At 70.4% G+C, this 16,155-nt stretch carries 21 protein-coding genes; 19 read left to right on the top strand and 2 right to left on the bottom strand.

Annotated elements, in window-relative coordinates; translation table 11 throughout:
* Positions 1-136: 136 nt before the first annotated feature.
* The 9 genes from ACZ6QO_RS30590 to ACZ6QO_RS30550 all read left to right on the top strand — a co-directional run bounded on the left by ACZ6QO_RS30590 (position 137) and on the right by ACZ6QO_RS30550 (position 9,548).
* Positions 137-2,692, top strand: a complete 2,556-nt coding sequence (locus ACZ6QO_RS30590; protein ID WP_465855685.1) for a phage/plasmid primase, P4 family — start codon at positions 137-139, stop codon at positions 2,690-2,692.
* A gap of 217 nt (positions 2,693-2,909) precedes the next feature.
* The gene (locus ACZ6QO_RS30585) at positions 2,910-3,266 is read left to right on the top strand and encodes a hypothetical protein (protein WP_465855683.1); all 357 of its coding nucleotides are present in this window, start codon (positions 2,910-2,912) and stop codon (positions 3,264-3,266) included.
* Positions 3,267-3,278: 12 nt separating this feature from the next.
* Entirely contained in the window at positions 3,279-4,064 is a 786-nt protein-coding gene (locus ACZ6QO_RS30580) for a hypothetical protein (protein ID WP_465855681.1), read from the top strand.
* Positions 4,061-4,390: a hypothetical protein gene (locus ACZ6QO_RS30575; RefSeq protein WP_465855680.1), complete on the top strand. Its 330-nt coding sequence runs from the start codon at positions 4,061-4,063 to the stop codon at positions 4,388-4,390. The genes ACZ6QO_RS30580 and ACZ6QO_RS30575 overlap by 4 nt, the downstream gene beginning before the upstream one ends.
* 231 nt (positions 4,391-4,621) lie before the next feature.
* Complete coding sequence (locus ACZ6QO_RS30570; protein WP_465855678.1) at positions 4,622-5,128, top strand: hypothetical protein; 507 nt, start codon at positions 4,622-4,624, stop codon at positions 5,126-5,128.
* On the top strand, positions 5,106-6,347 hold the full coding sequence (locus tag ACZ6QO_RS30565; RefSeq protein ID WP_465855676.1) for a PBSX family phage terminase large subunit: 1,242 nt from the start codon (positions 5,106-5,108) through the stop codon (positions 6,345-6,347). Before ACZ6QO_RS30570 ends, ACZ6QO_RS30565 begins: the two co-directional genes overlap by 23 nt.
* 67 nt (positions 6,348-6,414) lie before the next feature.
* Positions 6,415-6,732 (top strand): hypothetical protein, encoded by a 318-nt coding sequence (locus tag ACZ6QO_RS30560; RefSeq protein WP_465855674.1) that lies wholly within the window; start codon positions 6,415-6,417, stop codon positions 6,730-6,732.
* Between the two features lie 11 nt (positions 6,733-6,743).
* Entirely contained in the window at positions 6,744-8,330 is a 1,587-nt protein-coding gene (locus ACZ6QO_RS30555; RefSeq protein WP_465855673.1) for a hypothetical protein, read from the top strand.
* Between the two features lie 15 nt (positions 8,331-8,345).
* On the top strand, positions 8,346-9,548 hold the full coding sequence (locus ACZ6QO_RS30550; protein WP_465855671.1) for a phage minor capsid protein: 1,203 nt from the start codon (positions 8,346-8,348) through the stop codon (positions 9,546-9,548).
* On the opposite strand, the gene ACZ6QO_RS30545 is transcribed toward ACZ6QO_RS30550, so the two are convergent.
* Positions 9,545-10,012 (bottom strand): hypothetical protein, encoded by a 468-nt coding sequence (locus tag ACZ6QO_RS30545; protein ID WP_465855669.1) that lies wholly within the window; start codon positions 10,010-10,012, stop codon positions 9,545-9,547. The genes ACZ6QO_RS30550 and ACZ6QO_RS30545 overlap by 4 nt on opposite strands.
* Positions 10,013-10,147: 135 nt before the next feature.
* On the opposite strand from ACZ6QO_RS30545, the gene ACZ6QO_RS30540 reads away from it, so the two are divergent.
* The 9 genes from ACZ6QO_RS30540 (at position 10,148) to ACZ6QO_RS30500 (ending at position 15,371) form a co-directional block, all read left to right on the top strand.
* Positions 10,148-10,747 carry a hypothetical protein gene (locus tag ACZ6QO_RS30540; protein WP_465855667.1) on the top strand — a complete coding sequence of 200 codons (600 nt, stop codon included), beginning with the start codon at positions 10,148-10,150 and terminating at the stop codon, positions 10,745-10,747.
* A 9-nt stretch (positions 10,748-10,756) separates the two neighbouring features.
* Positions 10,757-11,971, top strand: a complete 1,215-nt coding sequence (locus tag ACZ6QO_RS30535) for an SU10 major capsid protein (RefSeq protein ID WP_465855665.1) — start codon at positions 10,757-10,759, stop codon at positions 11,969-11,971.
* Positions 11,971-12,153, top strand: a complete 183-nt coding sequence (locus ACZ6QO_RS30530; RefSeq protein ID WP_465855663.1) for a hypothetical protein — start codon at positions 11,971-11,973, stop codon at positions 12,151-12,153. The genes ACZ6QO_RS30535 and ACZ6QO_RS30530 overlap by 1 nt, the downstream gene beginning before the upstream one ends.
* 3 nt (positions 12,154-12,156) lie before the next feature.
* Entirely contained in the window at positions 12,157-12,492 is a 336-nt protein-coding gene (locus ACZ6QO_RS30525; RefSeq protein WP_465855661.1) for a hypothetical protein, read from the top strand.
* A gap of 110 nt (positions 12,493-12,602) precedes the next feature.
* On the top strand, positions 12,603-12,953 hold the full coding sequence (locus ACZ6QO_RS30520; protein WP_465855659.1) for a phage tail fiber protein: 351 nt from the start codon (positions 12,603-12,605) through the stop codon (positions 12,951-12,953).
* 13 nt (positions 12,954-12,966) lie between these two features.
* On the top strand, positions 12,967-14,031 hold the full coding sequence (locus tag ACZ6QO_RS30515; RefSeq protein WP_465855658.1) for a hypothetical protein: 1,065 nt from the start codon (positions 12,967-12,969) through the stop codon (positions 14,029-14,031).
* 9 nt (positions 14,032-14,040) lie between these two features.
* On the top strand, positions 14,041-14,697 hold the full coding sequence (locus ACZ6QO_RS30510) for a hypothetical protein (RefSeq protein ID WP_465855656.1): 657 nt from the start codon (positions 14,041-14,043) through the stop codon (positions 14,695-14,697).
* Complete coding sequence (locus tag ACZ6QO_RS30505; RefSeq protein ID WP_465855654.1) at positions 14,697-15,011, top strand: hypothetical protein; 315 nt, start codon at positions 14,697-14,699, stop codon at positions 15,009-15,011. The genes ACZ6QO_RS30510 and ACZ6QO_RS30505 overlap by 1 nt, the downstream gene beginning before the upstream one ends.
* A 9-nt stretch (positions 15,012-15,020) precedes the next feature.
* The gene (locus ACZ6QO_RS30500; RefSeq protein ID WP_465855652.1) at positions 15,021-15,371 is read left to right on the top strand and encodes a hypothetical protein; all 351 of its coding nucleotides are present in this window, start codon (positions 15,021-15,023) and stop codon (positions 15,369-15,371) included.
* A 20-nt stretch (positions 15,372-15,391) separates the two neighbouring features.
* On the opposite strand, the gene ACZ6QO_RS30495 is transcribed toward ACZ6QO_RS30500, so the two are convergent.
* Positions 15,392-15,688, bottom strand: a complete 297-nt coding sequence (locus tag ACZ6QO_RS30495; RefSeq protein ID WP_465855651.1) for a hypothetical protein — start codon at positions 15,686-15,688, stop codon at positions 15,392-15,394.
* Between the two features lie 27 nt (positions 15,689-15,715).
* Here ACZ6QO_RS30495 and ACZ6QO_RS30490 point away from each other — a divergent pair, with 27 nt between their 5' ends.
* Positions 15,716-16,153 carry a minor capsid protein gene (locus ACZ6QO_RS30490; RefSeq protein WP_465855650.1) on the top strand — a complete coding sequence of 146 codons (438 nt, stop codon included), beginning with the start codon at positions 15,716-15,718 and terminating at the stop codon, positions 16,151-16,153.
* Positions 16,154-16,155 lie beyond the last annotated feature (2 nt).

Genomic DNA, 16,155 nt, shown 5'->3' with positions numbered 1-16,155 from the left:
GCAACCCACCCACCACCCCGGGCGGACCCCCCCCCCTCCCCCCCACCCCCCCCCCCCCCCCCCCCCCCCCCCCCCCCCCCCCCCCCCCCCCCCCCCCGCCTCTCCAACCGGCACCACACGAGCGGGGAACCACACCTTGACCGACAACGCCATCCTGGAAGCCGCTCTCGGCCTGCACGACGCGGGCCTGTGCGTCCTCCCGGCCGCCGCCGATGGCAGCAAACGACCCGCCGTCCCCTGGAAGGAGTACCAGCACACCCGGCCCACCCGCGAGCAGCTGCACGCGTGGTTCGACGGCAGCCCCTTCGCGTGCGGCCTCGGCGTCGTCACCGGCGCCGCCTCCGGCAACCTGGAAATGTTCGAGCTCGAAGGGCGCGCCATCGCCGAAGGGCTCACCGCCCAGCTCTCCCAGCTCGTCCAAGCCTCCGGGCTCACCGAACTGTGGGGCAGGCTGGCCAGCGGCTACCTGGAGTTCACCCCCTCCGGCGGCATCCACCTGCTCTACCGCGTCGACGGCCAAGTCGCCCGCAACACCAAGCTCGCCCGGCGCCCCGCCAGCAAGGCCGAGGTCGCGGCCAACCCCGCCGAGAAGATCAAGGTTCTCATCGAGACGCGCGGCGAAGGCGGCTGGGTCGTCGTCGCCCCCTCCGCCGGCACCACCCACCCCACCGGGCAGCCCTGGTCGCTCGCCGCCGGCGGACCCGCCACCATCCCCACCATCACCCCCGCCGAACGGGACGCCCTGCACCGGCTCGCCGCCGCCCTCGACCAGCTGCCGCCCGCCGGGGCGCCCGCCCCCGGCGCCTCCTCGCTGTTCACCCAGCCCGCGCGCGCCGCAGGCGACGACGGCGGCATCTCCCCCGGCGACGACTACAACGCCAAGGTCACATGGGAGGACATCCTCGTCCCCGCCGGATGGACACCCCTCTGGCGCAACGGCCGGGAAACGTACTGGCGGCGCCCCGGCAAGAACGTCGGCATCTCCGCGTCCACCGGGCGCAACGACGGCGACAACCTGTACGTGTGGACCACCTCGACCGAATTCGAGGCTGAGAGGCCCTACGACAAGTTCGGCGCCTACGCCGTGCTCAACCACGGCGGCACCACCCCCGACGCGCTCAGCGCCGCCGCACGGGCCCTCCAGGCCGCCGGGTACGGGCACCGGCCCCCGCCCACCATCCCCGCGCCCTCCGTGCAGCCGCCGCCGCTCGTCGACGGCAACCTCGCAGTCGTCCATCAGCTGCGCCCCGCGCCCGCGGCCGTCGTCGAGGAACGCTCCCTCGCCCAGTCCGACGACGGCAACGCCCTCGACCTCGTCGAGCAGTACGGCCACGTCATCCGCTACGTGCCCGACCGCGGCCGGTGGCTCACCTGGAACGGCACCGTCTGGGAATGGGAACCCCAAGGCGGCGGCCTGGTCCGCGAGTACGCCAAGCGGGCCGCCCGCGGCCTCGCCGAAGGCGACAAGGCTGCCATCGCGCACAAGAAGAAAGCGCTGTCCGCGATCGGCACCACCGCCACGCTCACCCAGGCCTCCACCGACCTGCGCGTCGTCGTGTCCTTCGACGACCTCGACGCCCACCCCATGGAGCTCAACACCCCCGCCGGCATCGTCGACCTGCGCACCGGCCTCATCGGCCCCTGCGACGCCTCCAGGCTCCACACCAAGGTCACCGCGTGCGCCCCCGACGCCGACGCCGACCCCACCCGGTGGAACACCTTCCTCGCCGACACCTTCGGCTCCGACCCCGAGCTCATCGGCTACCTGCAACGCCTCGTCGGCTACTCGGCCACCGGCAGCGTCGCCGAGCACGTCCTGCCGTTCTGTGTCGGCAGCGGAGGAAACGGGAAAGGCGTCTTTCTTGAATCGCTGATGGCCGTTCTCGGCGATTATGCGACGACCGCGCCGAACGGTTTCCTGATGGCCAAGTCCACCGTCGCACACGAGACGGAAATCGCCCGTCTCGCCGGTATGAGAATGGTCATCTGTAGCGAAGTCGACGAAGACGCCCGGTTCGATGAGACGAAAGTCAAGCAGCTCACCGGCGGCGATTCCCTGACCGCGAGATTCATGCGTCAGGACCATTTCACATTCACCGCGAGCCACCATTTGTGGCTCATGGGAAACCATCAGCCGCACGTCAAATCCGGGGGCGGCCGGGCGTTCTGGAGACGGCTACGGCTGGTGCCGTTCGAGCACGAGGTCCCCGAGGACAAGATGGTCGCCGACCTGCAAGGAATCCTTGCCCGCGACCACGGCCCGGCGCTGCTCGCGTGGATCGTCGCCGGCGCCGCGGCCTACGCGCAAGGTGGCCTGGCCGAGCCCGAGAGCGTCAAGGTGGCGACCAGCGAGTACGCCTCCGACCAGGACACCGTCTCGCGGTTCGTCGCCGAGTGCTGCCACACCGCGGCGTCCGACACCGTGCAGGTGAAGAAGACCAAGCTGCGCGAGGCGTACGAACGCTGGTGTTTCACCGAGGGGGAGACCCCCGTCAGTGCCAAGAAGCTCACCCAGGAGCTGACCCGCCGGCACGGTGTCGGGGAGACCCGAACCGGCACCGCGCGGTCCTACACCGGCATCACGATCTTGGAAACCGAAGCGAATCCATCTGTCACCGAGCCCGCGGAGCGCCCCGGCTTCTCGCATCCGTCACAGGGCGACGACGGCAAGATCGGCGGGCCGGGATGGTGAGCCGGTGCCAGATGCGCCCAGGGAGTGACACATCCGTCATGGCGCGAATCCGTGGGTTGACCTGCATGGATGCTACCGGCCCGGAAACCCTCATGACAGGTGACACATTTCTCTGCATTCCCCCCTTACGTGTGTACGTATGCGCGCGCATACGTGCGCGCACAATCGGGGTCAATGTAGGAGACCTGTCCGATCCGTCATGCGTCACGGCGACGTCATGATCTTGATCACGACACCGGCCGTCCTCGACACCTGCCGCCGATGCGGAGCGCCCACCCTCGTCGGCCACTCCGAAGGACTCCTCGCCCGCGCCAGCGCCCAGCCCCTCGACCCCCGCGGCGAACTTGACGCCCTCATGGCCGGCCGGTGGACCTACGACGTCCACCTCGAAGGCCTGCCCCGCCGGGCGTACCTGATCTACCGGTGCGAATCCCGCATCCGCGCCCCCCGGCGCTGGAACGTCGTCGCGACCCATAAATGCCCGCCCGGCCCGCATTTCCCCGCCAAACCCGGGCCGCCAATCGAAATCGTCGTCCCCATCGGAAAGCCCACCCCCGATATTCCGCCGTTCTGAGGAGACACCGATATGAGCATGCTCACCGACGCGAAATACAACCTCGCGTGGATATCCGCATACTGGGAAGACCTCACCGAATCGCGCCTCCATGACCGACCCGTTCGCTGGGGCCAGCTACTTCTCACCGCCGAGCGCGCCGAAGAACGCGACCACCAGACGCGACTGGAACGCTGGGAGGCCACCACAACGACCGCCATGCCCGGCCAGCACCCCGCCCCCGTCCGCGTCGAAGTCCTCGACCTCATGACGGCGATCCTCGCCAACGCCGAAGAGCTCGCCTGGACCATCGTGTGCACCCTGCCGCGGGCCGCCCGGTTCACCTGGCCCGGCCCGCCCAGCTCCGGCCTCGCCGACGCCCGGCCCTACCTCGACCTCGCCCATGACCACCTCAGCGAGGACCTCGCCGAGTGGGCCGCACCCATCACCGGGCGGATGGCCTCCCAGACCGCGCACGCGCTCGCCCTGGTCGCCGACGGGCAGCTGCTCAACATCGTCTGCCCCTGGTGCCAGGGCACCACCCCCGAAGCCCCCGCCGGCGGCGCGAAGACCTGGCGGATCCGCAACCTCCTCGCCGAGCTGGAATGCCTGCACGGCAAGCCACGGCGGTACTGCGGCGAGTGTGAGCAGCACATCGCGATCGTCTGCGAAGGGGTGTGTGAGCCCCCGGCGCGGGCGGTCGGCACGTGGTGGAAGAGCCACCCGTGCTGGCCGCTGAACACGTGGCGATGGCTCGGCCGGCGAGTCATGTCCGAGGCCGAGCAGACCGCTCGCGCACGAGAGATGATTGCGTCGTGACCTTCCCCGACCAGAGAACCCGTCTCGCCCTCGCCGTGCGCGTCGATGAAGCCGAGGGAGTCGGGCTGATTGCCGCCGCGCGCATGGTCAACCACGTTTGCGCCTACGGGCCCGCGAGCGTGCACTGGGACCGCGTGCTCCCGCACCTCACGACATGGGCCAACGAGGTCATGGCCATGCTGCGACCCGTGGCGAATGCCATTGACCAGGCCATAACCGAGGAAGCACGGCAGGGCATTCGCGAGCACGAGCAGGGCCGCCGCATGGTGGCGCACCATCCCGATCTGGCCGAACTCGACGAGCGGCTCGATGAGATGTACGGGTGATCGTTCAGGTTGACGCAGCTCAAGACCCTGTGGATAATCACTCCTGATACTTCATGTCTTGATCACAGAGCCCCGCCGTCGCGCGGGGCTTTCGCACGTCCGGGGGTGCCCATGTGCATCCCCTTCACGCACCGCTGGGACCTCGTCGAAGTCATCGGCCGCGTGCGGACCTACCAGTGCCGCGACTGCAAGCGGACCAAGACCCGCGTCAAGAGCTGGGGGTGAGCGCGTGTGCCGCCGCCTCTCGACCCCACCAAGCGCGCCGCCATCCTCGCCGCCATCAAGGCCGGCGGGAAGTCCTGCCGCGGCATCGCCCGCGAGCACGGCGTAAGCGACCACGTCGTCCGGAAGATCGCCCGAGAGAACAACATCACCGGCGCGTGGTCGCGCGCTCAGACCGAAAACGCCACGCGCGCACGCAAGGCCGACATGGCCGCCGAGCGCGCCATCGTGGGGCAACTGTTCCTCCGCCGAGCCCGCGAGGCCCTGGAGCAGATGACTGAGCCCCACGTCGTCTTCCATTTCGGCGGCAAGGACAACACCTACAACGAGAAGACACTGGACCGGCCACCGACCGGGGACCTGCGTAACCTGATGACCAGCGCGGCCGTCGCGTTCGACAAGCACCTTCTCCGCGAGCGGTTCGACTCCCAGGAAGGTGCCGACCAGGTCGGCTCGCTCCTCGGCGCTCTCCTCGGCGACCTTCAGGCCAGGCATGGCGACACCCCGGCTGAGTGAGCTCCAAGAGCGCTCCATCGCCCACGCCACCGCCCGCATCAACATCTGGTCCGGTGCCGTCCGCTCCGGCAAGACCGTCGCGTCCCTGCTGCGCTGGCTCACCTACGTCGCACAGGCGCCCCGCGGTGGCGCCCTTGTCGTGTCCGGCAAGACGTTCGACACCGTCGCCCGCAACGTCTTCGGCCCCCTCCAAGACCCCGCCGTCACCGGCCCGGCCGCCGCGCACGTGAAGTACACCCGCGGCGCCGGAACCGCGACGATCCTCGGCCGCGACATCGAGGTCATCACCGCCAACGACGCCAAGGCCGAAGGTCGCCTGCGCGGCCTCACCGCTGCCGGCGCCTACGTCGACGAGCTCACCCTCCTGCCCGAAGCGTTCTTCACCCAGCTCCTTGCCCGCCTGTCCGTGACCGGCGCCAAGGCCTTCTGCACGACCAACCCCGACGGGCCCGCTCACTGGGTCCGCAAGAAGTTCATCCTGCGCGAGCGGGAACTCGACCTGCGGCACTGGCACTTCACCCTCGACGACAACCCCGCGCTCGACCCCGCGTACGTCACCGCGCTCAAGGCCGAGTACACCGGCCTGTGGTACCGCCGGTTCATCGAGGGCGCTTGGTGCCTCGCCGAGGGCGCCGTGTACGACTGCTGGGACGAGTCCAAGCATGTCGTCAGCGCCATGCCGCAGATCGTGCGGTGGATCGGCGTCGGGGTGGACTACGGCACCACCAATCCGTTCGCCGCCCTCATGCTGGGGCTCGGCGCCGACGGGCGGCTGTATCTAACCAGGGAGTACCGCTACGACTCCAAGCTCGCCCGTCGGTCGCTGACCGACGCCGAGTACTCGCGGCGCCTGCGCGACTGGATGGCGGCCGGCGGGGAGGACCCGCAGTACGTCGTTATCGACCCGTCCGCGGCCTCGTTCCGCGTGCAGCTCCATGACGACGGCGTGCCGAGCGTTCACGGTGACAACGAGGTGCTCCCGGGCCTTCACACCGTCGCGTCGCTCCTGGCGACCGACCGGCTACGGGTGCACGAGTCGTGCGCGGGGTGGCGCGAGGAGGCCCCCGGCTACTCGTGGGACGACAAGAAATCAGCCGAGGGCGAGGACGTCGTCATCAAGGTCGCGGACCACTCGCTGGACGCCGGCCGGTACGTGCTTCACACGACGCGTCCGCTCTGGCAGTACCAGCTCGCCGAGCCCGTCCTACTTGCTGGCTGATACCAGCCGGTAACTTTCGGGAACCCCACTTCTCGTGACCAACCCTTACCCTCGCCCTGGAGGCAGCATGACCCCGACCGTCGGCCGCATCGTTCACTACCGTCTGAGCGAGCAGGACGCGAATCTGATCAACAAGCGTCGCGATGACTCCTTCGTCGAGGGGCAGGCCCGCAACCACGGCAACGTGGCCCGCGCGGGCGACGTCTACCCCGCCATGGTCGTGCGCGTCTTCGACCCGAGCACGACGATCGCCAACCTCCAGGTGTTTCTTGACGGCAACGACACCTACTGGGCGACGTCGCGCCAGGAGGCCCCGGACGACATGAGCGAGGGCTACTGGCTGTGGCCTCCGCGCACCTCGGACGCTCGCCCCGTCAAGTTCTGAGAGGACCTGAGATGCCGCTGCCGAGCGGCGGCACCTGGCCGCCCCCCAACCTCGCCCCCATCTACGACCAGTACGCCATCAACAGCGCCTGGTACGAAGGCAACCCCGACCACCTCGCCGCCATCTACGGTGACCCCGCCGGAGCCGGCACCCGCCCCCTCAACCGGCCGATCCAGCACCGCGGCGGCCTCGCCGGGTTCCTCGGCCGCATGTTCTGGGGCAAGCCCACCCCGGCTGGCGAGAAACGCACCAAGCTCCACCTGCCGCTCGCGTCCGACATCGCCGCCGTGTCCGCGGACCTGCTCTACTCCGAGCCGCCCAAGGCCACCGTCGCCAACCCCAAGACCCAGGAGCGCCTCGAGGAGCTCGTTGACGACGGCCTGCACGCCGTCCTCCTCGAGCAGGCCGAGATTGGTTCACCCCTCGGCGGCGCGTTCCTGCGCGCCGTCTGGGACACCGACGTCCTGGACCGGCCGTGGGCCGACGTCGTCCACCCTGACGCCGCGATCCCCGAATGGCGGTGGGGCAGACTCGCCGCCGTCACCTTCTGGCGGGTCGTTGAGGAGGACGGCAACCGGCTGCTGCGCCACCTGGAGCGGCACGAGCCGGGCGTCATCCTGCACGGCCTCTACGACGGCGGACCGACCGAGCTCGGCAAGCCCGTCGACCTCGGCGGATCCCCGGCGACCGCCGGCCTCGAACCCGTCGTGCGGACCGGCATCGACAAGCTCACGGCGAACTACCTGCCGAACATGAGGCCCAACCGGGAGTGGCGGTCCAACCCGCTCGGCGCGAACCTCGGCCGCCCCGACTACTCGACCGCGATCTTCGGCCTGATGGACGCCCTCGACGAAGTGTGGTCCTCCTGGATGCGGGACATCCGCCTGGCCAAGGCCAGGATCATCGTCCCCCGCGCCTACCTCCAGTCGGCCGGCCCCGGACAGGGCGCCGGCTTCGACCTCGACCAGGAGGCGTACGAGGCGATCGACGCGCTGCCCGGCCAGAACGGCATGGACTTGACGGCCAACCAGTTCGAGATCAGGGTTGACCAGCACCAGCGCACCGCCCAGGAGCTGGCGGACCGGATCGTCGCCGCGGCCGGCTACTCGGCGCAGACGTTCGGCTCCATGGGCGACGTGGCCGTCACCGCGACCGAGGTGGTCGCCCGGCAGCGGCGTACGTTCACCACGCGGAGCCGCAAGGTGGTCTATCAGCGGCCGGAGCTGGCGGACTTCCTGGAGACGCTGCTGATGATCGACGCCGAGCTTTTCCGCTCCGGTGTCGAGCCGGAGCGGCCGGACCTGGAGTTCGGCGACAGCGTCTCCGAGGACCCCAAGAGCATCGCCGAGACCATCGCCCTCCTCGCGCAGGCCGAGGCCATCAGCACCGAGTACAAGGTCCGCACGGCACGCCCCGAGTGGGACGACGAGCAGGTCCGCCAAGAGGTCGAGCGCATCAAGGAGGACCGCGGCTCCCCCGTGGATGACCCGCTCGCGCCGCGCCCCGACGAGCCGTTCGCGGATCCCGGCGAGCAGTCCGAAGACGTCCCTCCGGTCGAAGGGCCTCCGGCCGGAGGGCAACCACCAACCGAGAGTTGATAGTTCGGGGGTCCGATGGCCGTCGACCAGGACCTCCTCGACGACATCGCCGCCTCGGTGGCCGACCTGTACCGCGAGCTGGAGTCCGCGCTCAACCAGCGCATCGCCCAGCGCCTCCGCGACGACGACCTCGACTCGCCGTACGAGATCGGCAAGCTCGACGCCGTCGGCGCGCTCCGCCGCAGCGCCCAGGTACTCCTGGCCGCACTCCAGGCCGCGCGCGAGGGCGCGGTGCGCGACGCCATCGCGGCGGCCTACAGGGACGGCTATGGCTCCGCGCAGAATGATCTGCCCGAGGGATGGTTTCCGAAGTCGGGCATCGGTCAGGCGGCCAGGCGCGCCACCGACACCATCCCCAACGCGGCCATCATCGAGAACATCGCCCAAGCTCTGCACCGCGACCTCGGCCGCGTCGAGGGCAACATTCTCCGGGGCGTGGTCGACGCCTACCGGTCCGTGCAGGCCGCGGCCGCCGCGCGCATCGTCTCCGGCGCGTTCACCCGGCGGCAGGCCGCACAGGCCGCGTGGCAACGCCTCGTTGACCGGGGCGTCACGAGCTTCGTGGACTCCCGCGGACGCCGCTGGAAGCTGTCGAGCTACGCCGAGATGATGACCCGCACCAACGCGGCCCGCGCAGCCGCGCAAGGCCAGACGGACCGGCTCACGTCCATCGGCGTGCAGCTGGTCATCGTCAGCGACCACGCCCAGGAGTGCAAGCTGTGCCGCCCCTACGAGGGCAAGATCCTGGCCATCTCCGGGCCGATCGGGAAGGTGCGCGTCCAGCACGCCACCCGCGACGGCGAGACGGTGACCGTCAACGTGCTCGACACCCTCGACGGCGCCCGCGCCAAGGGGCTGATGCACCCGAACTGCCGACACTCCACCTCGGCGTACCTGCCCGGGGTCACCAAGCAGCCGACGAACACCGCCGACCCCGAGGGCGACAAGGCCCGGCAACGGCAGCGCGAGATCGAGCGGGCGATCAGGAAGTACAAGGAACGTGCGGCAACCGCACTCACTCCCGAGGCGAAGAAGGCCGCAGAGGCGCGCGTGCGCGAGTGGCAGGCCGAACTCCGCGGGCACCTGAAGAGCAACCCCAAGCTGAAGCGCCTGCGCTACCGCGAGCAGCCCGGCGCCGGGAACACCCCGCCCAAGGGTGGCCCGCCCGGCGGCTCGGTCGGCGACCTGGAGCCACCCGTGCAGGGCGCGCTGCTCTAATGGCACCAGGCGCGCACGGCCGCGATCACCTGCTTGGCCTGCTGCTCGTCGATCTGGGCGTTCCCGCCGGACATCTCGGCCACCACGTACTCCTCCAACGTCAGCCGTCCCCCGGCCGGCGGCTGGAGGATGCGCTCACATACCCGCACGCCGCGGCGCACCACCCGGGACTCGTTGACCGCGAGCCCGGGGTCGATGTCGCGGAGCGCGAGCAGATACTCGGCCTGCTGGCGGGTGTTCGGCGACGGCACCGCGCGGGCCGGCGTGCTCGCGGCGGCGGCCGGCTCGCTCCGGAGGTCCGGCCGGGCGGCGGCAACGCTCCTGGCGACGACCATGACCACGACCGCGACGACGATCACCAGCGTCGCGCCGAGGCACAGCAGGCCGATCACCGCGCCGGTGCTCATCTGCTTGCGCTTCGGCGGCATCTGCGGCCGCGTCGTCCACTGCTGCTGAGGGTGCATGGTTCGGCACGGTACGCGCTGTCCTAGATCGTTCCACCCGGATCACCCGGGATGGATGCCCGAAATGGGCGAATTGCACAACCCGATTCGGGGACGTCCGCACGGACCGGCCCCACATCCCGCACGGGAGAACACATGTCCGACCCCCAGCCGACCGAGCCGACGCCCCCCGCGGGGCCCGACCCGGGAGACACCCCGCCCGCGACGCCCGAGCCCACCACCGCGACGCCTCCTGCACAGGAGGAGCCGACGGACTGGAAGGCCATGGCCCGCAAGTGGGAGAAGCTCGCCAAGCAGAACTCCGACGCCGCCGCGCAGCTGGAGAGGCACAAGGCCGCCTCCATGTCCGAGGCGGAGAAGGCCGTCGCCGCAGCCAAGGCCGAAGGGCGCGCCGAAGCCGCACGCGAGTACGGGCGCCAGGTCGCACAGGCCAGGTTCGAGGCCGCCCTGGCCTTGAAGGGGCTGGACCTCGGCGACGCCGCTGACCTCATCGATGTCGGCAAGTTCGTCGACGACAAGGGCGAGGTCGACCAGGCGGCCATCAAGAAGGCCGTCGACAGGCTCGCCAAGGTCGCCACCCCGAAGACCCCCGGACGCTCCGGCGGCGACTTCACCGGCGGCAACGGCGCCACCCCCCAGACCCTCGACCAGCAGATCGCCGAAGCTGAGAAGGCCGGCAATCACCGGCTGGCCATCACCCTGAAGCGGCAGAAGGCCGCCCTCACCACGCAATAGGAGAAGACCATGGCGGGCTCTGTTACCGGCATCGGCACCACGTTCGGACTCCCGAACTACCACGGGCAGCTGTTCTCGCTGACGCCGGAGGACACCCCGCTGCTCAGCGCGATCGGCGGCCTCACCGGCGGCGGCGCCACCACCGCCACCGAGTTCGAGTGGCAGTCCTACGACCTGCGCGACCCGGCGCAGCGCACCCGCCTGGAGGGCGCCACCGCCCCCACCGCCGAGGAGCGCGTCCGCGGCAACGTGCGCAACGTCTGCCAGATCCACCAGGAGAAGGTCAGCGTCTCGTACACCAAGCAGGCCGCGGTCGGCCAGATCGCGACCCCCCAGTCCGCGCCCTACACCGGCGTGCCCGGTTCGCAGCCCGTCACGAATGAGCTGGACTGGCAGGTCATGCTGGCCCTGAAGTCCATCGCCCTGGACGTCAACTACTCGTTCATCAACGGCACGTACAACAACCCGTCGACGAACGCGACCGCGCGCAAGACCCGGGGCCTGCTCCAGGCCATCACCACCAACAAGGTGTCCAAGCAGACGAGCACGGTGACCGGCCTGTCCTCGGCGACCGACACGATCACCGAGACGTCCACCGCCCTGGCCGACGGCGACAAGATCGTGTTCACCAGCACGGGCGACGCCACCGGCATCGTCGCCGGCCGCACCTACTACGTGGTGTCCAAGGCGACGAACACCTTCAAGGTGGCCGCCACGTCCGGCGGCACGGCCATCACCCTCGGCACGAGCACGTCGAACATCGACTACATCAAGCCGTGGACGACCACGCTCACCACGACGCACATCGACGACCTCGCGCAGATGGCCTACGACAACGGCGGCCTGTCCGAGCAGGCCACCGCCACCATCCTCGTCGGCTCCGTGCAGAAGCGGGCCATCACCCGCGCGTACGCCGAGGCGGGCGTGAAGATCACCTACGTGGACCAGTCGCGCACCATGGGCGGCGTCACCGTCGACACCGTGATCACCGACTTCGGCCGGTTCAACATCATGCTCGACCGGCACATGCCGCGCGACGCCATCGCCATCGTCTCCATGGAGATGCTCCGCCCCGTCCTGCTGAACATCCCCGGCAAGGGCGTCTTCTTCGAGGAGCCGCTGGCCAAGACCGGCGCGTCCGAGGACGTCCAGCTGTACGGCGAGATCGGCCTGGAGTACGGCGTGGAGAAGGCGCACGCCCTGTATCGCGGGCTCGCGGTCTGATGGCGCTCTACGAGCGGTTCGTCGACGGCGAGAAGGTCGCGAGATCTTTCACCGTCGACGGATCCGACGAGGACACCCGCCTGTCCGAGCTGGCCGACACCGGCACGGACGGGTGGCAGCGCGCCGACGACTCCTCGGCCAAGCCGAAAGCCCGCGCGAAGAAGCCCACCGAGGAGAGCTGACCCATGGCACGCGTCACCATCACCAGCCCCAGCGCCACCACCGGCGCCCTGGCCACGCCGGCCGAGTTCACCGCCGACGGCATCGCCATCCCCAACAACGGACGCCGCTTCGTGCTCGTCACCAACGGCTCCGGTGCCTCGATCGACGTCACCGAGCAGACCAACGCCACCATCGAGGGGCTCGCCCTGCCGGACCGAACCACTGCGGTCGCCGCCGGGGCGGTGCGCCGGTTCGGCCCCTGGTCGAGCGTCTTCACACAGGAAGACGGCGCGGTCTACGTGGACGTGTCCGCGCCCACAGACGTCGACTACACCGCGTTCGACGTCACCCCGGTCTGACCGGGCCATAGACGCGCGCGTCCGGGCGGCGGCCGGTAAGGGCCGGGCGACCCGTGAGGGGCCGGCCACCCGTCCGGGCGCGCGTCACCACCTGAGAGGAGGCGCCCGCCATGGCGCTCAGCACCGCAGGCAAGAACATCGCCCTCGACGCCATCGCGGCCGTCGCCACCTACGTGTCCTTGCACACCGGCGACCCTGGCAGCACCGGGGCCAGCGAGGTCACCGGCGGCTCCTACGCCCGCCAGGCGCACACCTGGAACGCGGCCAGCTCCGGCAACCTCGACAACTCCAACGCGCCGTCGTTCAGCGTCCCGGCATCCACGACCGTGACGCACTTCGGGCTGTGGTCCGCGGCCACCAGCGGCACCTACTACGGCGGCGGCTCCCTGTCGGCGTCGGAGTCCTACGGCGGCGCGGGTGGCACCTACACCCTGACCGACTGCGACATCTCGCTGACCTGATCGGGGGACGGCCGTGGGATGGACCCTGGTCGACTCGGATGTCTTCGAGTTCGCCGACGGCGGCTCCGGCCACGTGTGCGACCTCGGCTCCGCCCCGGCCGCCAACGATATCGACATCCTGTTTGCCAACAGCGACACCGTCGTCTCCACACCGTCCGGGTTCACCCTCCCGACCGGCGGATCCCAGGTGAACAACCAGGGAGCGTACGGCTACTACCGGAAGGCCTCCGGCGGCGAGGGGTCGACCGTCACCGTCCAGACCAGCGGCAACGAGAACTGCGTCGTCGGCTGGCAGCGATGGCGCGGCGGGCAGGCGTTCGAGGTCGCGGCGAGCGCCCGCATCGACGCGACCGTTGGCGCGGCCACCCCCGCAGTGTCCACCGGCACGCTCGTCGAGACGGGCGAACTCGTCGTCGCCGCGGCGCTGCTGCACCGGCTCGCCTCCCCGGCGCCCACGTCGCCGGTCTGGTCATCGGGGTACACCGGCCTCACCGAGGCCATCCAAGGGTCGGACACCACCGGCGTCGTCCAGTTCACCGCGTACAAGACGGGCGCGGGCACGGCCGCCGAGGATCCGTCGTGCAGCTGGACCAACGGCGCTTTCGACCGCTACCTCATCGTTCTCGCCTTCACGGCCGCGCCGACCGCCGAGGAGCACGACGGCACCGGCTCCGTCACCGCGACCGCGACCCTCACCTCGACGGGCCGGGCCGGGCGGGCAGGGACCGGCGCGACCTCGGCGACGGCCGAGGTGTCCTCGACGGGCACCGCCGGCCGGGCGGGCACCGGCACGATCGCCACGACGGCCACCCTCACCTCCGCCGGGGTCCCGGCCAAGCAGGGGTCCGGGCAGCTGCTCGCCGCCGCGACGCTCACGAGTTCCGGCACGGCCGGGCGCGCGGGTGCGGGCATGTTCACCGTCTCGGCCGAAGTGGCCGCCTCCGGCCGTAAGGGCGCCGCGGGCACCGGCCTCATCACGGCTGAGGCGTTCATCCGCGCGGGCGGCCCGACCGGCCCCGGACGGCTCACCACCGGCGTCCGCGACTCCTCGACGCTCACCGTGACCCTCACCCCGTAGGAGGCGGCCATGCCGGACGTCGGCGACTCCCAGATCCTCACCCTCGACGTCACCCCGGCCGACGGCACCACCGTGGCCACGCTCACCGTCATCCCCCCCGAGGGCGAGGGAACCGTGGGCCTGGAGCCGACGGCCTCGGACGGCAACAGCCTGTGGTCGTACGAGGTCACCTACACGATGCCCGGGGTCTGGGAATTCGTGTGGTTCGTCTACGGCACCGGTCGCGGCATGCAGTCCCAGCAAGTCTCCGTGGCCCCCGCGCCCGCGCGCGGCCGCTCGTACGCGACGACGACGGACCTCGCGAACTGGATGCGCGCCGCGCCGCCACTGAACGCCCAGGCGCTCCTGGAGGGCGCGACCCGCTACCTCGACACCGTGACGCTGCTCACCGCCGTCTACGACGTCGACGACGATGACCTGCCGACGGACACGGCCGTCATCGGCGCGCTGCGGGACGCGACGTGCGCCCTGGCCGCGTGGTGGCACGCGCAGGGCATCACGGGCGAGGACGCGAACAGCGTCTACACCACCGTCAGCATCGGGTCCGCCTCGTTCACCCGCACGCCAGGCGCCGGCGGAGCCCCGGGCGACCCGCGTGTCTCCCGCGAGGCCGTCGAGATCCTGGCCGGCGCCGGGCTGCTCGGCCACGCCGTCAGGACGTGCTGATGGGCCGCCTCCCCGCGCTGGCGCTCGTCCACACGGCGAGCATCGAACCGTACCGCGGAGAGACCGGCACGGGTCCGAGCTATGGCCCGGCCGCCGTCGCGCAGTGCCTCGCCGACGACCAGCGCCGACTCGTCCGCGGCCCGGACGCCCGTGAAGTGACATCACAGACGACGCTGTATCTGCCGCTCGACACCGATTGCCCCGTCGGCTCCCGCGTCACCGTGGGCGGCCGCACGACGACCGTCCTGGCCGCGCTCCGGCGCGACGGCGGCGGCCTTCCCACCCCCGACCATCTCGAAGTCGCGCTCCAGTAGGAGGCCAGGATGCCGCAGTCCTCCAAGCTCACGCTCAACCTCGGCCCCGCGAGCCAGGCGATGCGCGAAGGAGCGGCAGACGGCTTGGAGCTGTGGATGGAGCACAACCTCCAGGTGTCGCGTACCCAGGTGCCTCACGAAGAGGGCACGCTGGAACGTTCGGGGACCGCCAGTGTCGACCGAGCCGAACTCGTCGGCGCCGTCTCCTACGACACCGTCTATGCCACCAGGCAGCACGAGGACCTGACGCTCAAGCACGATGACGGGCGGAAGGCGAAGTATCTCGAAGACCCCTGGATCAGCGAGCAGCGCGTCGGCATGCAGATCATGGAAGCGCAGATGCGGCGGGCCCTGTCGTGAACTAGCGCGCGGGCGCTAGTTCACCTCCGCAGCCACTCCTCCGGGAGGACAGGTACTGGATATGCGCCTCCGGGAGGCTGGGGCGAGAAATTGATCTGAATCTTGGGCCCGCCATCTCTTGCATCGCTCGGCGCCGCTACGCCACCGCCGCGAGCGATGTCCACCAGGCGCCGGATGTCCTCGGCCGCGTGCCGGAGGAACTCAACGACCGCCACCTGTCCGGCCGCGTCCGCCTGCTCGAACACCTTCTTCGGCTGCGACCAGTCAATGTGCTCGATCGCCTTCAGGCGCTGCGCGATGTCGTCCAGCTCGCTCATTTTTTCAGTGTGACAGGAGGTGGGACTTTGAGCTGGACCAACGACCTTCTCACCGCGTTCGCCGAGCAGCTGCACGCCGCGGGCGCCGGAACATGGCGTGCCCCGCCGGCACTCCTCCAAGACGACGTGCCGATCGTCCTCGGCGCGCTCCCACCGGCCCCCGACCGCGCCATCGCACTCCAGGCGTATGGGACCGACACGGCGTCCGACGACCCGGTGTCCACCGACGGCACGCTCGGCCTCCAGGTGCGCATGCGCGGCACCCCGCACGACATCACCGTCGTCAACGACATCGCCGACCAGGTCTTCGACGCCCTCCAGGGCTTCGAGCACCCGGCCGTCGGCGTCCTGCTGTGCACGCGCAACATCGTCGCCCCCCTCGGCCAGGACGGCAGCGGCCGCTTCGAGCGGGCCGACTCCTACCGCCTGCTCACCCACCACGCCACCACCCACCGTCCCGGATAAGG

Source organism: Sphaerisporangium sp. NPDC049457 (genome assembly GCF_055586705.1).
Note: the sequence above shows the minus strand (reverse complement) of the source record. Positions and strands in the feature narration are given on the sequence as shown.

Excerpts from the sequence above, each read along its gene's own strand:
- ACZ6QO_RS30585 (WP_465855683.1), top strand. The coding sequence starts at position 2,910 with ATGATCTTGATCACGACACCGGCCGTCCTCGACACCTGCCGCCGATGC.
- ACZ6QO_RS30580 (WP_465855681.1), top strand. The coding sequence starts at position 3,279 with ATGAGCATGCTCACCGACGCGAAATACAACCTCGCGTGGATATCCGCA.
- ACZ6QO_RS30565 (WP_465855676.1), top strand. The coding sequence starts at position 5,106 with ATGGCGACACCCCGGCTGAGTGAGCTCCAAGAGCGCTCCATCGCCCAC.
- ACZ6QO_RS30560 (WP_465855674.1), top strand. The coding sequence starts at position 6,415 with ATGACCCCGACCGTCGGCCGCATCGTTCACTACCGTCTGAGCGAGCAG.
- ACZ6QO_RS30555 (WP_465855673.1), top strand. The coding sequence starts at position 6,744 with ATGCCGCTGCCGAGCGGCGGCACCTGGCCGCCCCCCAACCTCGCCCCC.
- ACZ6QO_RS30550 (WP_465855671.1), top strand. The coding sequence starts at position 8,346 with ATGGCCGTCGACCAGGACCTCCTCGACGACATCGCCGCCTCGGTGGCC.
- ACZ6QO_RS30545 (WP_465855669.1), bottom strand. The coding sequence starts at position 10,012 with ATGCACCCTCAGCAGCAGTGGACGACGCGGCCGCAGATGCCGCCGAAG.
- ACZ6QO_RS30540 (WP_465855667.1), top strand. The coding sequence starts at position 10,148 with ATGTCCGACCCCCAGCCGACCGAGCCGACGCCCCCCGCGGGGCCCGAC.
- ACZ6QO_RS30535 (WP_465855665.1), top strand. The coding sequence starts at position 10,757 with ATGGCGGGCTCTGTTACCGGCATCGGCACCACGTTCGGACTCCCGAAC.
- ACZ6QO_RS30530 (WP_465855663.1), top strand. The coding sequence starts at position 11,971 with ATGGCGCTCTACGAGCGGTTCGTCGACGGCGAGAAGGTCGCGAGATCT.
- ACZ6QO_RS30525 (WP_465855661.1), top strand. The coding sequence starts at position 12,157 with ATGGCACGCGTCACCATCACCAGCCCCAGCGCCACCACCGGCGCCCTG.
- ACZ6QO_RS30520 (WP_465855659.1), top strand. The coding sequence starts at position 12,603 with ATGGCGCTCAGCACCGCAGGCAAGAACATCGCCCTCGACGCCATCGCG.
- ACZ6QO_RS30510 (WP_465855656.1), top strand. The coding sequence starts at position 14,041 with ATGCCGGACGTCGGCGACTCCCAGATCCTCACCCTCGACGTCACCCCG.
- ACZ6QO_RS30505 (WP_465855654.1), top strand. The coding sequence starts at position 14,697 with ATGGGCCGCCTCCCCGCGCTGGCGCTCGTCCACACGGCGAGCATCGAA.
- ACZ6QO_RS30500 (WP_465855652.1), top strand. The coding sequence starts at position 15,021 with ATGCCGCAGTCCTCCAAGCTCACGCTCAACCTCGGCCCCGCGAGCCAG.
- ACZ6QO_RS30495 (WP_465855651.1), bottom strand. The coding sequence starts at position 15,688 with ATGAGCGAGCTGGACGACATCGCGCAGCGCCTGAAGGCGATCGAGCAC.